Source organism: Modicisalibacter luteus DSM 23508, from assembly GCF_000378505.1.
Taxonomy (GTDB): Bacteria; Pseudomonadota; Gammaproteobacteria; order Pseudomonadales; family Halomonadaceae; genus Modicisalibacter; species Modicisalibacter luteus.
Genome location: NZ_KB899989.1, coordinates 39,271 through 54,927, shown reverse-complemented (window position 1 = coordinate 54,927; position 15,657 = coordinate 39,271). Strand labels below are relative to the sequence as shown.

General features: G+C 58.6%; 15 protein-coding genes and 6 tRNA genes. 9 read left to right on the top strand and 12 right to left on the bottom strand.

The annotated features are described in order from the left end of the window. The first annotated feature begins 195 nt into the window (after positions 1–195). On the top strand, positions 196–2,373 hold the full coding sequence (gene rlmKL / locus F568_RS0100325; RefSeq protein WP_019016704.1) for a bifunctional 23S rRNA (guanine(2069)-N(7))-methyltransferase RlmK/23S rRNA (guanine(2445)-N(2))-methyltransferase RlmL: 2,178 nt from the start codon (positions 196–198) through the stop codon (positions 2,371–2,373). Next, positions 2,370–2,699: a glutaredoxin family protein gene (locus tag F568_RS0100320; protein ID WP_019016703.1), complete on the top strand. Its 330-nt coding sequence runs from the start codon at positions 2,370–2,372 to the stop codon at positions 2,697–2,699. The genes rlmKL and F568_RS0100320 overlap by 4 nt, the downstream gene beginning before the upstream one ends. Before the next feature lie 2 nt (positions 2,700–2,701). On the opposite strand, the gene F568_RS0100315 is transcribed toward F568_RS0100320, so the two are convergent. Beyond that, entirely contained in the window at positions 2,702–2,980 is a 279-nt protein-coding gene (locus F568_RS0100315; RefSeq protein ID WP_019016702.1) for a hypothetical protein, read from the bottom strand. 105 nt (positions 2,981–3,085) lie between these two features. On the opposite strand from F568_RS0100315, the gene pdxB reads away from it, so the two are divergent. Beyond that, complete coding sequence (gene pdxB, locus F568_RS0100310) at positions 3,086–4,237, top strand: 4-phosphoerythronate dehydrogenase PdxB (RefSeq protein WP_019016701.1); 1,152 nt, start codon at positions 3,086–3,088, stop codon at positions 4,235–4,237. Positions 4,238–4,307: 70 nt separating this feature from the next. Here the strand turns inward: pdxB and F568_RS0100305 are convergent, their stop codons facing one another. From F568_RS0100305 to msrB, 11 genes are all read right to left on the bottom strand, one after another. Continuing rightward, on the bottom strand, positions 4,308–4,730 hold the full coding sequence (locus F568_RS0100305) for a DUF2267 domain-containing protein (RefSeq protein ID WP_019016700.1): 423 nt from the start codon (positions 4,728–4,730) through the stop codon (positions 4,308–4,310). A 250-nt stretch (positions 4,731–4,980) separates the two neighbouring features. Further along, complete coding sequence (locus F568_RS0100300) at positions 4,981–6,498, bottom strand: tripartite tricarboxylate transporter permease (protein ID WP_019016699.1); 1,518 nt, start codon at positions 6,496–6,498, stop codon at positions 4,981–4,983. A gap of 6 nt (positions 6,499–6,504) precedes the next feature. Continuing rightward, positions 6,505–6,984: a tripartite tricarboxylate transporter TctB family protein gene (locus F568_RS0100295; RefSeq protein ID WP_019016698.1), complete on the bottom strand. Its 480-nt coding sequence runs from the start codon at positions 6,982–6,984 to the stop codon at positions 6,505–6,507. A gap of 56 nt (positions 6,985–7,040) precedes the next feature. Next, the gene (locus F568_RS0100290) at positions 7,041–8,021 is read right to left on the bottom strand and encodes a Bug family tripartite tricarboxylate transporter substrate binding protein (protein ID WP_019016697.1); all 981 of its coding nucleotides are present in this window, start codon (positions 8,019–8,021) and stop codon (positions 7,041–7,043) included. Positions 8,022–8,152: 131 nt separating this feature from the next. Beyond that, entirely contained in the window at positions 8,153–9,811 is a 1,659-nt protein-coding gene (locus tag F568_RS21885) for a thiamine pyrophosphate-binding protein (RefSeq protein WP_211213414.1), read from the bottom strand. A 21-nt stretch (positions 9,812–9,832) separates the two neighbouring features. Further along, positions 9,833–10,150, bottom strand: coding sequence for an NIPSNAP family protein (locus tag F568_RS0100280; protein ID WP_019016695.1), 318 nt, complete (start codon positions 10,148–10,150; stop codon positions 9,833–9,835). A 466-nt stretch (positions 10,151–10,616) separates the two neighbouring features. Next, a complete protein-coding gene (locus F568_RS25210) occupies positions 10,617–10,760 on the bottom strand; it encodes a hypothetical protein (protein WP_019016694.1) in 144 nt (47 codons plus the stop codon). 238 nt (positions 10,761–10,998) lie between these two features. Beyond that, positions 10,999–11,898, bottom strand: a complete 900-nt coding sequence (htpX, locus tag F568_RS0100270) for a protease HtpX (protein ID WP_019016693.1) — start codon at positions 11,896–11,898, stop codon at positions 10,999–11,001. Between the two features lie 116 nt (positions 11,899–12,014). Then, entirely contained in the window at positions 12,015–13,247 is a 1,233-nt protein-coding gene (locus F568_RS0100265; protein WP_019016692.1) for a pyridoxal phosphate-dependent aminotransferase, read from the bottom strand. Positions 13,248–13,368: 121 nt separating this feature from the next. Further along, positions 13,369–14,319 (bottom strand): ribosome biogenesis GTPase YlqF, encoded by a 951-nt coding sequence (gene ylqF / locus F568_RS0100260; protein ID WP_019016691.1) that lies wholly within the window; start codon positions 14,317–14,319, stop codon positions 13,369–13,371. Between the two features lie 75 nt (positions 14,320–14,394). Then, on the bottom strand, positions 14,395–14,796 hold the full coding sequence (gene msrB, locus F568_RS0100255) for a peptide-methionine (R)-S-oxide reductase MsrB (RefSeq protein ID WP_019016690.1): 402 nt from the start codon (positions 14,794–14,796) through the stop codon (positions 14,395–14,397). A 186-nt stretch (positions 14,797–14,982) separates the two neighbouring features. Here msrB and F568_RS0100250 point away from each other — a divergent pair. The 6 genes from F568_RS0100250 (at position 14,983) to F568_RS0100225 (ending at position 15,615) form a co-directional block, all read left to right on the top strand. Next, a tRNA-Glu gene (locus F568_RS0100250) sits at positions 14,983–15,058 on the top strand. Positions 15,059–15,089: 31 nt separating this feature from the next. Beyond that, a tRNA-Gly gene (locus F568_RS0100245) sits at positions 15,090–15,164 on the top strand. A 95-nt stretch (positions 15,165–15,259) separates the two neighbouring features. After that, positions 15,260–15,335: transfer RNA gene (locus F568_RS0100240), tRNA-Glu, on the top strand. A gap of 29 nt (positions 15,336–15,364) precedes the next feature. Further along, a tRNA-Gly gene (locus F568_RS0100235) sits at positions 15,365–15,439 on the top strand. Between the two features lie 3 nt (positions 15,440–15,442). Continuing rightward, positions 15,443–15,518: transfer RNA gene (locus F568_RS0100230), tRNA-Glu, on the top strand. 22 nt (positions 15,519–15,540) lie between these two features. Next, a tRNA-Gly gene (locus tag F568_RS0100225) sits at positions 15,541–15,615 on the top strand. Positions 15,616–15,657 lie beyond the last annotated feature (42 nt).

The window sequence follows — 15,657 nt, the reverse complement described above, 5'->3', positions numbered from 1 at the left end:
TCATTGCAGATATTGCCGTCGCAACCCATAGGGCCCATGGACAGAACGCATGCGTGTCATCAGTAGCTACTGATTTAATTACTAGTTCAGAATGACCAGATTTGTCGAGTCGCGTTTTGTAAACAAAACGTTACCTAACGGTTACATGATTGAAATCAAAGGATCATGCTGGCGTGATCCCGGAGTCTTTTACTTATGACAGTATCCCAGTCCGCCAAGATGGCCTCATTCTTCGTCACTTGCCCCAAGGGGGTGGAAACACTCCTTGCCGAAGAAATCGCCGCGCTGGGCGGTGAGATCGTCAAGACGACCGTTGCCGGGGTACATCTCAATGCCTCGCTCGATGTAGCCTATCGCGTCTGTCTGTGGTCCCGCCTAGCCAACCGCGTCATTCTCCGCCTTGTGCAGGAGGAGGGCGTAGAAGCTCCCCAAGATCTGCATGGGGCCGCCAGAAAAATCGACTGGGCGAGCCATGTCATGCCCGGGGTGAGTCTCGCGGTGGATTTTCATGGTCAGTCGGCCCAGATCCGTCATACCCGCTTCGGGGCACAGACGGTCAAGGATGGCATCGTCGATGCATTGCAGGCGGTGGGGCGCGAGCGCCCCAATGTCGACCTGCGACAGCCTGATCTGCGTATTTATGCCCACCTGCATCGCGGTCGATTGACCTTGGGAATCGACTTGTCAGGCGACAGCTTGCACCAGCGTGGTTACCGCAAGGAGCAGGGGCATGCGCCGCTCAAGGAGAACTTGGCGGCCGCATTGCTATTGCGTGCCGGCTGGCCCGAACGTGCTCGCCGGGGCGAGCCGTTGATCGACCCCTTGTGCGGCTCGGGTACGCTGGTCATCGAGGCGGCGCTGATGGCGGCAGACATGGCCCCCGGACTGCATCGGGAGCGCTATGGATTCCAAGGCTGGGCGGGGCATGACCAGGCTGTGTGGCGTGAGCTCAAGCGCGAGGCCGAAGCAAGGGCCAGCCTTGGCCGCCGTCGCATCAAGTCACGCCTGTATGGTCTCGATATTAGTCCTCAGGCGCTGTCCGCCGCCAAGGCCAATGCCATGCGAGCCGGCATTCCGGCACTGATCGACTTCCAGGGAGGGGCAGTAGCCGAACTCAAGCAACCCACTGGCATCGAGCGGCCAGGGTTGATCATGACCAACCCTCCCTATGGGGAGCGCATCGGCGAACTTCCCGAGCTGGTTCCGCTATATGCGGCCCTGGGCGAACGTGCGCGTACCGCGTTTCCTGGTTGGTCAGTGGCGCTTTTTACGGCCAATCCCGATCTGGGACACCGTACCGGACTGCGTGCTGAAAAGCAGTATGCCTTCAAGAATGGGCCGCTGGACTGCAAGCTACTGTTGATTTCCGTTCCCGAGGCGTCGGCTCAACCGGCAGAGGGCCTGCAGGAGACGGGCAGCAAGCGCTCCGAAGGTGCCCAGATGTTCGCCAACCGGCTGGAAAAGAACCGTAAGCGGCTGCGTAAATGGCTCAAGCAGAGCGGCGAGACTTGTTACCGCGTATACGATGCGGACATGCCTGAGTACGCACTGGCCGTGGATGTCTACGGTGATCGCGTGCACGTGCAGGAATATGCCCCGCCCCGGTCAATCAACCCTGCCCAGGCTCAGCGCCGCCTGATGGATGCGCTTGAAGTGCTTCCCGGGGTGCTTGGAGTACGTCCAGAGCTGGTCTATTTCAAGCAGCGGGAGCGACAGGCGGGAAAAGCACAGTACGAGAAGCGCGACAGCAGCGGCGAGCGCTTTCAAGTGCGTGAGGGCAAGGCGCTGCTATGGGTCAACCTGCAGGATTACCTCGATACTGGCCTGTTTCTCGATCATCGCCCGGTGAGGCGGCTGTTAGGGCAGATGGCCGAGGGCAAGCGCTTCCTCAACCTGTTCTGTTATACCGGCACGGCCACAGTGCAGGCAGCGCTCGGGGGCGCTAGCGATAGTGTCAGCGTCGATCTATCCAACACTTACCTGGAGTGGGCACGCGATAACCTGTCGCTCAATCGGCTCGACCCCAGCCGCCACCGAGTGATCCGTGACGACTGTCTACGATGGCTGGAAACCGCAGGCAGCGAATTCGACCTGATTTTCCTTGATCCGCCGACGTTCTCCAACTCCAAGCGTATGGAAGGCACGCTAGACATCCAGCGCGACCATGCGCGGCTGGTGAATCTTGCCATGGCACGCCTGGCACCGGGTGGTACGCTGGTATTCTCCAATAACCAACGTCGTTTCCAACTCGATGAGGCATTAATTCAGCGTTATGCAATGGAGGACATCACTTCCCGCACCTTCGACCCGGATTTTCAGCGCCGCCTGAATCTGCATCATTGCTTTCTCATCCGTCACCGGGAATCGACATGACGCGGCTGAGGCTTTACACCACGCTAGGTTGCTATTTATGTGAGCGGCTGGAGACCGAGCTAGGGCGCATGGGGTGTGCCGACATTCTTCTAGAACACATCGACATCGCTGAAGACGAGGCGTTACTGGCGCGCTACGGGGCACGCATCCCTGTGCTTAGTGACGAGTGGGGCAACGAGCTCGAGAGAGGCTTCGAGCATGAACGATTGGCAGCCTGGCTCGAGACGAGAGGGCTGCTTGCCATTCGGCATGATGAGACTGGAGCCTATGCCGGAACCGGCCAGCCGGGAGCGCGGCTGGTTCGGGGGCGTCGCTTCCTGAAATGACCTCAGAGCCCCAATAGCGACAATTGGCGAACGGCATCGCGCCCTTCGGGGCTATCCTCGCTAGTCTCCAGCACTTTGCGAAAGCCGCGCGAGGACTGGATGTGATCCACGTCGTCGAGCCACATCATGGCCTGGCCATAGTCGTCAGCCAACTGGTGCTTGAGCCCGCCGAACTGCGTGCCTATCTGGCCCCAGGCGCGACTGAATATCCAATCACCGAACATGTCCTGATGGACATGCACGAGGACGTAGTCGTGTTCACTTTCCCAGCGGACGATCACGATGGCTCCTGAAATAACATGGCTTGTCGCTATCGGTAGCGCAGCCTAAGATGACCAGCGTCATTGTAACCGCCCGCCGGCCACGAACAAGGAGCGAAACATCCCATGCGCATTCTAGTGGACCAGAACGTTCCGTTGGCCGAGGAATTTTTCGCCGATCTGGGCGAAATAACCCGCATGCCCGGGCGTGAGATGACGCGCGAGGCCGTCCGCGACAAGGACATACTCATTGTGCGCTCGATCACGCCGGTGAATGCGGAGCTGCTGGAAGGCTCCCGCGTCAAGTTTGTAGGGACCTGTACCATCGGCACGGATCATATCGATCTCGACTATCTACGCGACAGGCGCATCGCCTTTGCCAGTGCCCCGGGCAGCAACGCCGATTCTGTCGTTGATTATGTCCTCTCCTGCCTGTTGATGCTGGCCGAAGAAGATGACTTTGCCTTGGCCAAGCGCACCGTAGGTATCGTCGGGGCCGGCAACGTGGGCAACCGGCTTTGGCAGCGCCTCCAGGAACTCGACGCTCGTTGCCTGGTCTGCGATCCACCACGTGCCGAGGCGGAAGGGCGCACGGATTTTGTCGACCTTGATACTCTGATCGAACAGGCGGATATCCTCTGCCTGCATACGCCGCTGGTTCGCGACGGCGACCATCCTACCCACCATCTCATGGACGCGGCACGCATCGAGTCGCTCAAACCGGGAACCGTTTTGATCAATGCCGGTAGGGGGGCTTGCCTGGATAACGCCGCTCTTCGTCAGCGATTGGAGAGTCGCGGTGACCTGCGTACGGTGCTCGATGTGTGGGAAAGCGAGCCGGCCATTGATGAAGCGCTCTATTCCTTGGTCGACATCGCCACTCCACACATTGCTGGCCATAGCCTGGATGGCAAGATGCGTGGCACTGAACTGGTCTATCAAGCATTGATGGAGCATTTCGGCTTGCCTGCGCGACGCAAACTTGGGCAGATCAAGCCCGAGCCTTGGCTGCATAAAGTCGTACTCACAGCCTGGGCACCACCGTTGGAAGCCTTGGCGCTATGTGTGCGGGCCTGTTATGACGTGCGCCGGGACATGGTCGGTTTCGAAAGGTACCGCCGTCGTCTCGGCATGGCAGCAGGGTTCGATCGCTACCGGGCTGAGTATCCGGTTCGCCGGGAGTTCTCCACCCTGCGAGTCGACTTGAAGAAGAACAATGCCGGACTACGAGACGCCATCGAAGGTTTCGGCTTCAAGCTGAAACTAGCAAACAAATAATGTAAGGGTGTGACTCCCTGTTTTGTGGCAGTCACACCCTTTCATTGAAGCAGGTCTGAATCGCCTTCGTTTACCACAAGGCCCGAATCGGCTTGGGAAGTACCTCCTTGACCTTGTCTATCTGGCCAGGATCGACATGGGTCGAGAGCGTTGCAAAGACGGCCCGTACCGCGTCCGTCGTATCGGTTTCCTGGCTGGTCTTGGCGAGTTCGTCATCGATCTGCTGCAAGAACTCCTCTCGAGTCCGTATCCTGTCTGGCTGATCGGATGGCTGCCAGCGTTCGTAATAGCTTCCTCTGATCAGTAGGGGGAGTTGTGCGCCGAGATTGACCGCCAAGGGTAGAGGCAGCCGATCCCGTAAGCACCTCAGTACAGCGCCTAGTTCGTGCCATGCTGTCTGCCGGCTGACCTGAGTATCCTCCATGATCTCGTCGAGCCAGATATGGGTCGTGTGCAGCGTCCTGTCGAAGACCTGGAGTCCGGTGTCGCTCATGACAAACTCCTTATTGTCTGAAGAGTTCCGGAAATTACGCACGCTTGAAAACACGCACTGGCAACTGTAGCCACCTCAACGGTGAGTGTTCATGTCAGCCTTTATCTTTTTGCAACGATATGAGGTCTACAGCCGAAGCGTCTGAGTGCCTTTCGACAGGTTCAGGGGCTCGTTCCGAGTGCGTCAAGGCGTCCAGGTCTGGGCAGACTGAGAAGATGGATCCCGCGTCCACGTAGGCCGCGGGACAGGATCAGCCCGGCACCGGGGCGGCCTTGGGCTTGCGGATAACCATGAAGTAGAAGAACACCCCTGTCAGCGCCAGGAAGAACAGGCTGTCGGGGCTGGTCAGGAAGATCATCGGATTACCATCGCTGATCGATAGCGCCCGACGACAGTACTCCTCCAGGCTAGGCCCGAGCACGAAGCCCAGCAACAGGCAAACCGTCGGGTACGCCTGCTTGCGCAGAAAGTACGCCAGAATCCCGAACAGGAGCGCCAAGGTCATCTGAAACGCCGAATACGTAGCCACATAACTTCCCACCAGGGCGATCACCGCGATGCTGGAGTACAACACATCCCGCCGGATGGAGACGATACGCAAGAAGTAGGGGCCAAGCAGATAGAGTGTCAGGGGGACCAGGACCAGGGCGCTGATCAGCAGGGCGGCGAACATGGGGGCGACCAGGCTAAGCTGGGAGTCCATGAACTGCGGCCCCGGTTGCAGGCCATTGATGACCAGTACACCTAGCACGATCGCCGTGGTTGGGTCGCCGGGAATTCCGAAAGTCAGCATCGGCACGAAGGCCCCGCTGCACATGGCGTTATTGGAGCTTTCTGCTGCGGCGATACCTTCAGGGTTGCCTTTACCGTAGCGCTCCGGATGCTTGGAGGAACGCATGGCTTCCGCATAGGACACGAACGCAGCCATGGAGCCTCCGGCGCCGGGGAGTGTGCCTACCAGGTAACCGATCACGGCGGACTTCAAATACCGATACATTCCGATTTCGCGGATTTCGCTGAGTGGCGGAATAAAGTCACGACGACGTACGGGCGGCGCCTCGACCTGGTTGGGGTCGACAGTGCGATTGTGTCGGTTATTTGCCTGGACCAGAAGCTCGCTAACGGCAAAGGTTCCGATGATGAGCGGCATCATGTCGATGCCCTGAACCAGTACACCAGTGCCGAAGGTAAAGCGCGCCATGGGCTGCATGACGTCGATACCTATCGTGGCGATCATGAGACCGAGCATGGTCGTGATCAGGCCCTTGGAGATCGACTTCTGCTGGGAAATAATGATCACGACCAGCGCGAAGGCGATCAGCGAGAACTTGCCGGGTGTGCGGATGAGCAACGCGGCGTCGGCGGCCAGCGGGGCGATAAGCATCAGCAGCAAGGCGCCGATGGAGCCACCGATCATCGAGGCCAGCGCTGCATGGCCCAGTGCCTTGGCGCCTTCGCCCCGCTGTTGCATGGGGTAGCCTTCGATGGCGGTCATCATCGAGGCCGGTGCGCCGGGAATATTGATGGTCGTTGCCGTAATGCTGCCGCTGCACATACCCGCCATGAAGATGCTCGCACAGGCTACCAGGGCGGTCGTCACATCCAGGCTGTAGGTCAGGGGAAGCAGCAGGGCGATGGCCAGGACCGAGGTAAGTCCCGGTACGGCGCCGAAGAACGTACCAATGAGGAAACCGCCGACCATGTACAGCAGGATTTCTGGATCGGCCAGTGCTGCAAAGCCGTTGAGGATGCCAAAGAAAAAGTCCATGAGTCACTAACTCCACAGGGTCGGTAGACGGACCTGGAAAGCTACTTCGAACAGGAGATAGCCGCATACGGTGATAATCAGGGTGGCTACTAGCTTGACTGGCAGCCCTTTGGCGCCTTCTCCGAAGAGCATCGTCAGGGCGAATACATATATCGCTGTAGCGACGAAATAGCCGATGTAGGAAAAGGCGAAAATATACAACCCCGTCAGCAGGGCGACCCATAAGGGGCCTAAACGTCGCTTGTCCTCATGGGACTCAGCGGACTGGTCTGTGTCGCTGGGTGTCTGGAAGATACGCCAGAGTACGCCGGCGATGGCAAGGAACATAATGAAGGCGATGGCCAGGGGAAAGAACGAGACGGTCATGTTGCCGTCACGAATCGGCGGTCCCATCTGTACGGCTTCGATAAAGTAGATCGTTGTCAGGATGAGCAGAGCGACGGGGACGAGCAACCGGCCGTCGCGAAGGCGTGTAGGCAGCGACATGGCTTTCTCCGTAGGATTCGCTCCCGCCGCAGCAGGAGCTGCGGCGGGGAACCGGCTTATTTCTCGAGCAGGCCCTGTTCGGCGAGCTCGTCCATCGTGGCGAAGAGGGTCTCCTGGGTTTCCTCGGCCCACTGTGTCACCTCTTCGCTACCCAGCCAACTCGGCGCGACACCGACCTTGGGTAGCCACTCCTGGAAGGCCTCGCTCTCGTAGGCTTCCTTGTAAGCCGACTCCAAGGTCTCCACAGCCTCGTCCGGTGTACGGGCAGGCACGGCCAGGACGATGAAGCTACCCATCTGCAGTTCCAGCCCTGCTTCAGTGGCCGGGGGTACGTTGGGGAAGGCTTCATTCTGCTGGTCCGAGAACTCGACCAGACCGCGCGCGTCACCAGCCTCGATCAATGGCGCAAAGTCGCCGAGACTGGTCACCACGAAATCGACCTCACCATTGAGCAGGGCTTCTTTCTGCGGTGCGGCCCCGCCTGGATAGGCTATGACCTTGAACTCGACGCCGGCCTCGTCCTGCAACTGCAGGAGGGTCAGGTGAGTACGTGAGCCCATGTTCTGCAGACCTACACGGATTTCTCCCGGTGCTGATTTCGCCGCATCGATCAAACCTTGAATGGTTTGATACTCGGAGTCGTCGGGAACAATGACGGCATCCGGCTCGCTGGTAATCCGCGCGACCAGCTTCAACTGATCGAGGCTGTAACCGGGCAGCATGCCTTGCCAAGGCACGGTGACAACGCTGTCATAAGTCAGGGCCCCGAGCGTATGGCCGTCGGGGCGGGCCTTCATCAATTGCAGCAGGCCGGTGGCGCTCATGCCGCCTTCGATGTTCTCGACATAGGTCGAGACAGGCAGCGATTCCTCCGCGATATTGGTGATCTTGCGCACGATACCGTCAGTGCCGCCGCCGGCACCCCAGGGTACAATGACGCGAATATCGCGAGTGGGAAAATCGGCAGCCTGGGTGGCTGTGGCGGACACGGTGATGGCGAGTGCCATGCCGAGTTGTGTCAGGCGTGGTTGAAACATATTCCTACCTCCGGATTGTTTTTGAACACGTGCGTTGTAGGTGATTTGCCCGTGGGTTACGGGACGAGCTATCTGTTCTTGTTATGTGATCTGCTTGGGCTGCGTAACTTTGAACATGTCGTTCGACTCGCTCAGTGTCTGGGTGGCGTCGCAGGAGCGTCGTGAGGAAGACGAATCTCCAGCAGTGATGGACCAGCGTGCTCCACGCAGCGTGCGATGGCCTCGGGAAGTTGAAAGTTATGCTCAATGAGCTCCGCGTGTAGATGAAATCCTTTGGCCAGCGTGACGAAGTCGGGGTTGACCAGAGAGGTGCCCGAGACGCGCCCCGGGAACCGCCGTTCCTGATGCATGCGAATCGTGCCGTAGCTGGCGTTGTTCACTACCACGAAGATAACGGGCAAGCCTTCCATATGTGCGGTCGCAAGTTCCTGAATGCTCATCATCGCGCAGCCATCGCCGCCAAACGCCACGACCTTGCGTTCTGGGTAAACGAGCTGGGCAGCAATGGCAGCGGGAATTCCATAGCCCATGGCACCGCTGGTGGGGGCTACTTGCGTTCGATACCTGTGAAAGCGGATATAGAGCTGCAACCAGAGCGTGTAGTTGCCAGCGCCGTTGGTATATAGCGTGTCGTCCGGCAACAGGCGTGTGAAAACCTCCAGAACGCTTTGCATGTCCAGGCCCTGTTCGCTGAACTGGGGCTCGGCATAGGCTTCGTAGGCCTGACGTGCGGCTTTCAGGTATGCCCGACGTGTTTCGTCGCCAGTCACGGCAAGCCGCTGCAAGGCCTCGGCGAACTCCGGCGATGTGGCATTGATCGGCAGCCTGGCTTGGTAGACCCGCCCCAGCTCGCTACTGTCGGCATGCACATGGACAAGGGACTGCTGCGGACTCGGCGGTATCAGTAGTGTGTAGCCTTGGGTTGTGGCTTCACCAAGCCGGGCGCCCAGAGCAATGACTAGGTCGGCCTCCTTGACCAGAGCGTTGGCATAAGGCGGCGCACCCAACCCAAGCCGGCCGACATAGGCCGATGAGTCGTTGTCGATGAAGTCCTGACAGCGAAAGGAAGCCAGGATGGGGATATGGTGCTGTTCTGCCACATGCCGGATCGCGTCACCAGTCGCCTGGCTCCAGCCGCCGCCGCCCACGATCATGAGGGGACGCTGCGCGCCGGCCAGCAGGCTCGCCAAGTTCTGCATCGATGATTCATGTGGGCAGATAGGGATGCGCTGGGCAGGTGACGCATCATGAACGGCAACGGCGTCGTCTAGCATGTCCTCTGGCAATGCCACCACCACCGGCCCGGGGCGTCCGCTGATGGCGGTCTGGAATGCCCTGGCAATGACCTCAGGAAGACGCCTTGCGTCTTCCACTTCGGTGGCCCACTTGGCCACCGAACCAAACATCTGGCGATAATCTATTTCCTGGAATGCCTCCCGTTCACGCATCTCGCGGGCAACTTGCCCGATAAACAGGATCATCGGGGTCGAGTCCTGACGGGCAGTGTGTATGCCGATGCTGGCATGGGTCGCACCGGGCCCACGAGTGACGAAGCAGATACCTGGCTTATTGGTCAGCTTCCCATACGCTTCGGCCATGTTGGCGGCGCCGCTCTCATGGCGGCACGTCGTCAAGCTGAGCTGATCCTGGCTGTCGTACAGGGCGTCCAACACGGATAAATAGCTTTCGCCAGGCACAGCGAAGGCACGTGTAACGCCATTAGCCAAGAGCGCATCAACAAGGATTCTGGCTCCGCTGCGCATAGGCGGCTGGTTCGGGAGATCGTTCACGCGCGGCCTCGTCACTGAGAGCTAGAGGGGGGAGAAGCTGGTCGAGCGCAGCAACTTGTTAGTCTGGTGTTGTACGTTGCCGGCTTCTGCACTTTTGCGGCGGTAAGCGATCCAGTCGGGATCGTTCTCCATGGCCGTTCGGCGGCGTTCGCGATCTGCAGCGCTCTCGTAGCCCCACAAATGCACTACCTGATTCTGCGTACCCGTTTCGGTGACAAAATAACCCAACAGGTTGCCCAGATGTTTCAGCTGAATGGGCAGGCCTTCCTTCTCATAAAGTTCGAGAAATGCCTTGAGGCGCCCCGGAACCATGGTATAGGTCCTCAAATCCACAATCATTGCTGCGCTCCATTATCGTTGTTCTGTATTTGTAATACATATGATTTTGTCTAGTAATACGACGATAGTGGCAATATGGAGCAGTAAAGACAGCTTAGCGGAATGTTGGAACTATAAGGACTGGCCCGCAGCCACGGAGCTGCACTGGAAAATTCGCACTAACCCAAGCTGAGAGATGAGTCAGGTGAAAGGTGCGCAACGACAAGCTCAACACGCTGCAGGTGATGCGCTAACAACATCATGTCCTGATAGGGTTGGGCAGGGCCCCGTCATATAGCAGGTGACAAATGCGTCGCTCTGGAGGCATGGCTACACAATCATATGACGCAAAAAGGCCTGGACCCTGTGCAGTACAGTATCCAGGCCTTGGGCGTCTGTTCAAATGTGGCAGGGCTTTGGCTCAGGCAGCTTGCCTAACTGGTCGCTATGGCTGATAAAAATATCGCCATCCTGGGCCAGCAAGCATTTAGATCGTGCTGTAGTAAGGAGCCCGCTGAGCCTGATAACTCTGATATGCACCTTCGGTCATGAGTGCCAACACACGGTAGGCTTTCTTGCCAATGCGCTTGAACAGAGAAGGTTGAGCAGTTGTGACGGTCTGGGTAGCCATGTTGAGACCCCTTTAGGCGTGAAGTATGCATATAGCATGCGCCTTGTTAGACTTTAGTTCAAGATGTTAGACGTTAGTCTTACACTGGCGGTCATAACGTCCCCCTGCCGGGTCGGGCTCGGTGAGTGTGGCTGCAGGTGCGATAGGCGAGTCATCACGTGCTGGCGAAGTGATTAGGCGTAAACCAAAAAGCCCCCACCAAAAGGCGGGGGCTGGCAGGATGATGAAGCGTATCGATCTATTGGCGGTACGCTGATTCCTTTAGTGCACGGATACGGTCATCCAGTGGTGGGTGACTGGAGAAGAGGCGTTCCATGATCTTGCGCGACTGGCCAGCCGTAATGCCGAAGGCCGTGAGAGTATCCGGCATCTGGTTGGGCATCTGTGTTTCCGCCTTGAGGCGGGCCAGGGCATTGATCATCGCGCCTGAACCAGCCAACTTGGCACCGGATGCATCGGCGCGGTATTCACGGAAGCGCGAAAACCAGGCGACGATGATCGAGGCAATCAGGCCGAAGACGATCTCGGCGACGATGACCACGGCGAAGTAGCCCATGAATCCCAGGCCCTCGTTGTCATCACGGCGCAGGAAGCTGTCCAGCAACTGGGCAACGACACGTGCGAAGAACATCACAAAGGTGTTGAGCACGCCCTGAATCAGCGCCAGGGTCACCATGTCGCCATTGGCGACGTGACCAATCTCATGGGCCAGCACCGCCCGGATCTCCTCGGGACGCATGCGATTGAGCAAACCGACCGAGACGGCGACCAGCGCATCGTTCTTGTTCCAGCCGGTGGCGAAGGCGTTGGATTGCTGGGCCGGGAAAATACCTACTTGCGGTGTCTTGATGCCGGCGTCGCGAGCCAGTTCGGCCACGGTATTGACTAGCCATTGCTCGTTGGCATCGCGCGGTTGTTCGATGACCTGAGTTTTCGTACTCCACTTGGCCATCTTCTTGGACAGGAACAGCGATACCAGCGAGCCTGCCATGCCGAAGACGAAGCAGAAGATCAGTAGGCTGTTCATGTTCAGCCCATTGGCCTGCAAGTATGGCTCGACGCCAAGCAGGCGCAGCGTGATGCTCGCCACCAGCACGACGGCCAGGTTGGTGGCGAGAAACAGGATGATGCGCATCATGTAGTAAACCCTCAGTAGTCAGGAAACCAGGGGAAATTCAAATCCTTGTTGGCCACTTAGATGCGTCCCGGGCGGCCGAGTTTCAATCGCTTACCCAACGATTGGGTGGAGTGTCTTCATTGGCGGTAGCGGGAGAGAAAGCGTGCGAAACGGTCCAGGGCGTCCTCCAGCTGATCCGCCCAAGGGAGGGTGACGATGCGCACATGGTCCGGCTCGGGCCAGTTGAAAGCCGTGCCCTGCACCAACAGAATCTTTTCCTGCAACAACAGATCAAGGACTAGCTTCTGGTCGTCCTGGATATTGAATATCGCCGGATCAAGCTTGGGAAAGGCATAGAGCGCGCCTTTGGGCTTGGTGCAAGAGACGCCCGGAATGGCATTGAGCTTTTCGTAGGTGATGTCGCGCTGGGCTCGCAGCCGCCCACCCGGCAATACTAGGTCATTGATCGACTGGTAACCGCCCAGGGCAGTTTGAATGGCATGCTGGGCTGGCACATTGGCGCACAAGCGCATCGAGGCCAGCATGTTCAGACCTTGGATGTAATCCCGAGCCTGTTGCTTGGCGACATTGCCCGACAAAATCATCCAGCCCGAGCGAAACCCGGCACAGCGGTAGCTTTTTGATAGGCCATTAAGAGTAACGACCAGCTGATCCTCTTCGGCCAGCGCGCCGGTGGACACGTGCTCGACATCATCGTAAAGGATCTTGTCGTAGATCTCGTCGGAGAACACCACCAGGTTATGTTCGCGGGCGATGCTCAATAACTCCCTGACCACGGACGGGGGGTAAACGGCGCCGGTGGGATTGTTGGGATTGATCAATACCATGGCCCGCGTATGCGAGGTGATCTTGTTGCGAATATCGGTGAGATCCGGCGCCCAATCCGCCTGCTCATCGCACAAGTAATGAACGGGACGTCCACCGGACAAGTTGGCGGCCGCGGTCCACAGCGGGTAATCGGGAGCTGGAATCAGCACCTCGTCACCGTCGTTGAGCAGGGCCTGCATGGCCATCACGATCAGCTCGGATACGCCATTGCCGATATAGATGTCTTCGATGCCGACGCCGGGAATCTGCTTGCGCTGACACTCCTGCATGATCGCCTTGCGCGCCGAGTAAAGGCCTTTGGAATCACAATAGCCCTGTGCGGTCGGCAGGTTGCGCATCACATCCTGGAGAATTTCTTCCGGTGCCTCGAACCCGAAAGGGGCCGGATTGCCGATATTGAGCTTCAAGATGCGCTGGCCTTCATCCTCGAGACGCTTGGCGTGGTCGAGCACCGGGCCGCGAATGTCATAGCAGACGTTGTCGAGCTTGTGCGATTTCCTGAGAGTGGTCGGGGTGTCCATTGGGATTCCGTTAGCCGTACGGTGAGGGACGGCAAATCAAAGAGTTCGTGCCAATACCGGCTGTGTGCGGCGAAGCACAGCATATAACGCGGCAGAGGTAGTGCCAAAGGGCAAATACCGTTCAGACGGGGGCACTTTCCTGGTCGTCGTCATGGCTTTCGGGCGGAGGAATGTCGCTCGGCGTCTCGAGTGTCAGGCGGCCTAACTTGCCATCACGCAGTTCATGCAACAGAACTTCCGCACCGCGATGCATGTCTACCTCGCCTCCGGCACGCAAGCCGCCGCGTTTGCTGGCGATTTCCCTGACGATGGCTTGCCCGTCGAAGCCGGCCAGAGCCAGCAAATCGATCCGGCGTGGGCCGTCGGCTTCGACATCGGCTGCCTGGGGGGCGGGCGTATAGGGAGGCAGTTCCTTGAGCTTGAAGCGACTGGTCAACGCCTCGGGGTAACGCTTGGCCAGTTCAGCCGCGGCAACGATGGCAACATCCAGATAATCGATGGCCGTGTCGCGGATTGCGCCGCTGGCAGCCAAGCGGTAGGCGCTGGCCTGGTTCTCGATTTTCGGCCACAGCACTCCTGGCGTGTCGATCAGGGCGATGCGTCCTTCAATGCGAATTTTCTGCTGACGCTTGGTCACCGCTGGTTCGTTGCCTGTCTTGGCGATCTTGCGGCCGGCAAGCCCGTTGATCAGCGTCGACTTGCCGACGTTGGGAATGCCCATGACCATGACGCGAACATCGCGGTCGGCGCGTACCTGGCCGGCCAGCTCGTGGCATAGCTTGGGAATACGCTTGAGTTCACGAGCCTGGGTGGTGGTTACTGCCAGGGCGCGGGTGCCTTCCAGGGCATCGAAGTGGGCGACCCACTCCTCGGTGCGCGCGGGGTCGGCCAGGTCGGCCCGCGACAGAAGCTTGAGCACCGGCTTGTGCTCGGTCAGATCGGCGAGCATGGGATTGGCGCTGGAGTAGGGTAGGCGGGCGTCGAGCACTTCCAGCACGACGTCTATCTCTGGCAATGCCTCCTTGATCTGGCGGCGTGCCTTGTTCATGTGTCCCGGATACCAACCGAGCATGGCGTCACCTTGTACCGATAGCGATGAAAAGGGCGCCCATCTTAGCAGATCGGCGCCATCAACGCGGTTAGGTGTCTATTCGCCGGAATGAAAGGTCAGTGCTACGGAATTGATACAGTAGCGCAACCCCGTGGTCTGCTGAGGGCCGTCGGGAAAGACATGGCCCAGGTGGGCATCGCAGCGTGAGCACACCACTTCTGTACGACGCATGCCGTGTGAGTCATCAAAGTGTTCCTCCACGGCTTCCCGACCCAACGGACGATCGAAACTGGGCCAGCCGCAGCCTGCATCGAACTTATGCTCGTTTTCGAATAGCGCGGCACCACAGCACACGCAATGGTAGATGCCCTGTTCGTCATTCACCTGATACTCACCGCTGAAGGGTGGCTCCGTCCCTTTCTCGCGTGTCACCTGGTACTGCTCTGGGGTGAGCTGTTCGCGCCATTCGGCATCGCTCTTCTCGAGTTTCTTGCGCATGGTGTCCTCCCGTTGATTGGCTGGTGACGCTAGGTGTAGATATTGCCCGTGCTTACCCAAAGAGAGTGGGGGAATTACGGGTACATTGCCAAATCTCATGGCGATAGCGAAGCGGGCGTCCTTGCGCTTGACAGCCTCGGCAAGGCTAATTAATATACGCGCCACCTCGACGAGGCAAGGCACTGCGTCCCATTCGTCTAGTGGTCCAGGACACCGCCCTTTCACGGCGGTAACAGGGGTTCGAACCCCCTATGGGACGCCACTTTCTCATCGAGTACCGGATTGGTGTATAAGCGGGAATAGCTCAGTGGTAGAGCATCGCCTTGCCAAGGCGAGGGTCGCGAGTTCGAATCTCGTTTCCCGCTCCAAGCATCGTTTCGGTAGCAAGGCTGGTAAAGAGTTGGTAAAAGGGGTTGCGAGCTGGCATGCCAGTCCGATCGACTCATGATTTTCCGCTCTATGCGTCCCATTCGTCTAGTGGTCTAGGACACCGCCCTTTCACGGCGGTAACAGGGGTTCGAACCCCCTATGGGACGCCACTTCCGGTTTAACGTAGTATGCAAGCTATGCGGGAATAGCTCAGTGGTAGAGCATCGCCTTGCCAAGGCGAGGGTCGCGAGTTCGAATCTCGTTTCCCGCTCCATGCGTCCCATTCGTCTAGTGGTCCAGGACACCGCCCTTTCACGGCGGTAACAGGGGTTCGAACCCCCTATGGGACGCCACTTGCTTGCTTCCTCTCGATAGGCGGGAATAGCTCAGTGGTAGAGCATCGCCTTGCCAAGGCGAGGGTCGCGAGTTCGAATCTCGTTTCCCGCTCCATCGTTTTTTGATCTTCTAGCGTGGTTGGGTTGCAAGCTGGAA

Excerpts from the sequence above, each read along its gene's own strand:
- rlmKL (WP_019016704.1), top strand. The coding sequence starts at position 196 with ATGACAGTATCCCAGTCCGCCAAGATGGCCTCATTCTTCGTCACTTGC.
- F568_RS0100320 (WP_019016703.1), top strand. The coding sequence starts at position 2,370 with ATGACGCGGCTGAGGCTTTACACCACGCTAGGTTGCTATTTATGTGAG.
- pdxB (WP_019016701.1), top strand. The coding sequence starts at position 3,086 with ATGCGCATTCTAGTGGACCAGAACGTTCCGTTGGCCGAGGAATTTTTC.
- F568_RS0100305 (WP_019016700.1), bottom strand. The coding sequence starts at position 4,730 with ATGAGCGACACCGGACTCCAGGTCTTCGACAGGACGCTGCACACGACC.
- F568_RS0100300 (WP_019016699.1), bottom strand. The coding sequence starts at position 6,498 with ATGGACTTTTTCTTTGGCATCCTCAACGGCTTTGCAGCACTGGCCGAT.
- F568_RS0100295 (WP_019016698.1), bottom strand. The coding sequence starts at position 6,984 with ATGTCGCTGCCTACACGCCTTCGCGACGGCCGGTTGCTCGTCCCCGTC.
- F568_RS0100290 (WP_019016697.1), bottom strand. The coding sequence starts at position 8,021 with ATGTTTCAACCACGCCTGACACAACTCGGCATGGCACTCGCCATCACC.
- F568_RS0100280 (WP_019016695.1), bottom strand. The coding sequence starts at position 10,150 with ATGATTGTGGATTTGAGGACCTATACCATGGTTCCGGGGCGCCTCAAG.
- F568_RS25210 (WP_019016694.1), bottom strand. The coding sequence starts at position 10,760 with ATGGCTACCCAGACCGTCACAACTGCTCAACCTTCTCTGTTCAAGCGC.
- htpX (WP_019016693.1), bottom strand. The coding sequence starts at position 11,898 with ATGATGCGCATCATCCTGTTTCTCGCCACCAACCTGGCCGTCGTGCTG.
- F568_RS0100265 (WP_019016692.1), bottom strand. The coding sequence starts at position 13,247 with ATGGACACCCCGACCACTCTCAGGAAATCGCACAAGCTCGACAACGTC.
- ylqF (WP_019016691.1), bottom strand. The coding sequence starts at position 14,319 with ATGCTCGGTTGGTATCCGGGACACATGAACAAGGCACGCCGCCAGATC.
- msrB (WP_019016690.1), bottom strand. The coding sequence starts at position 14,796 with ATGCGCAAGAAACTCGAGAAGAGCGATGCCGAATGGCGCGAACAGCTC.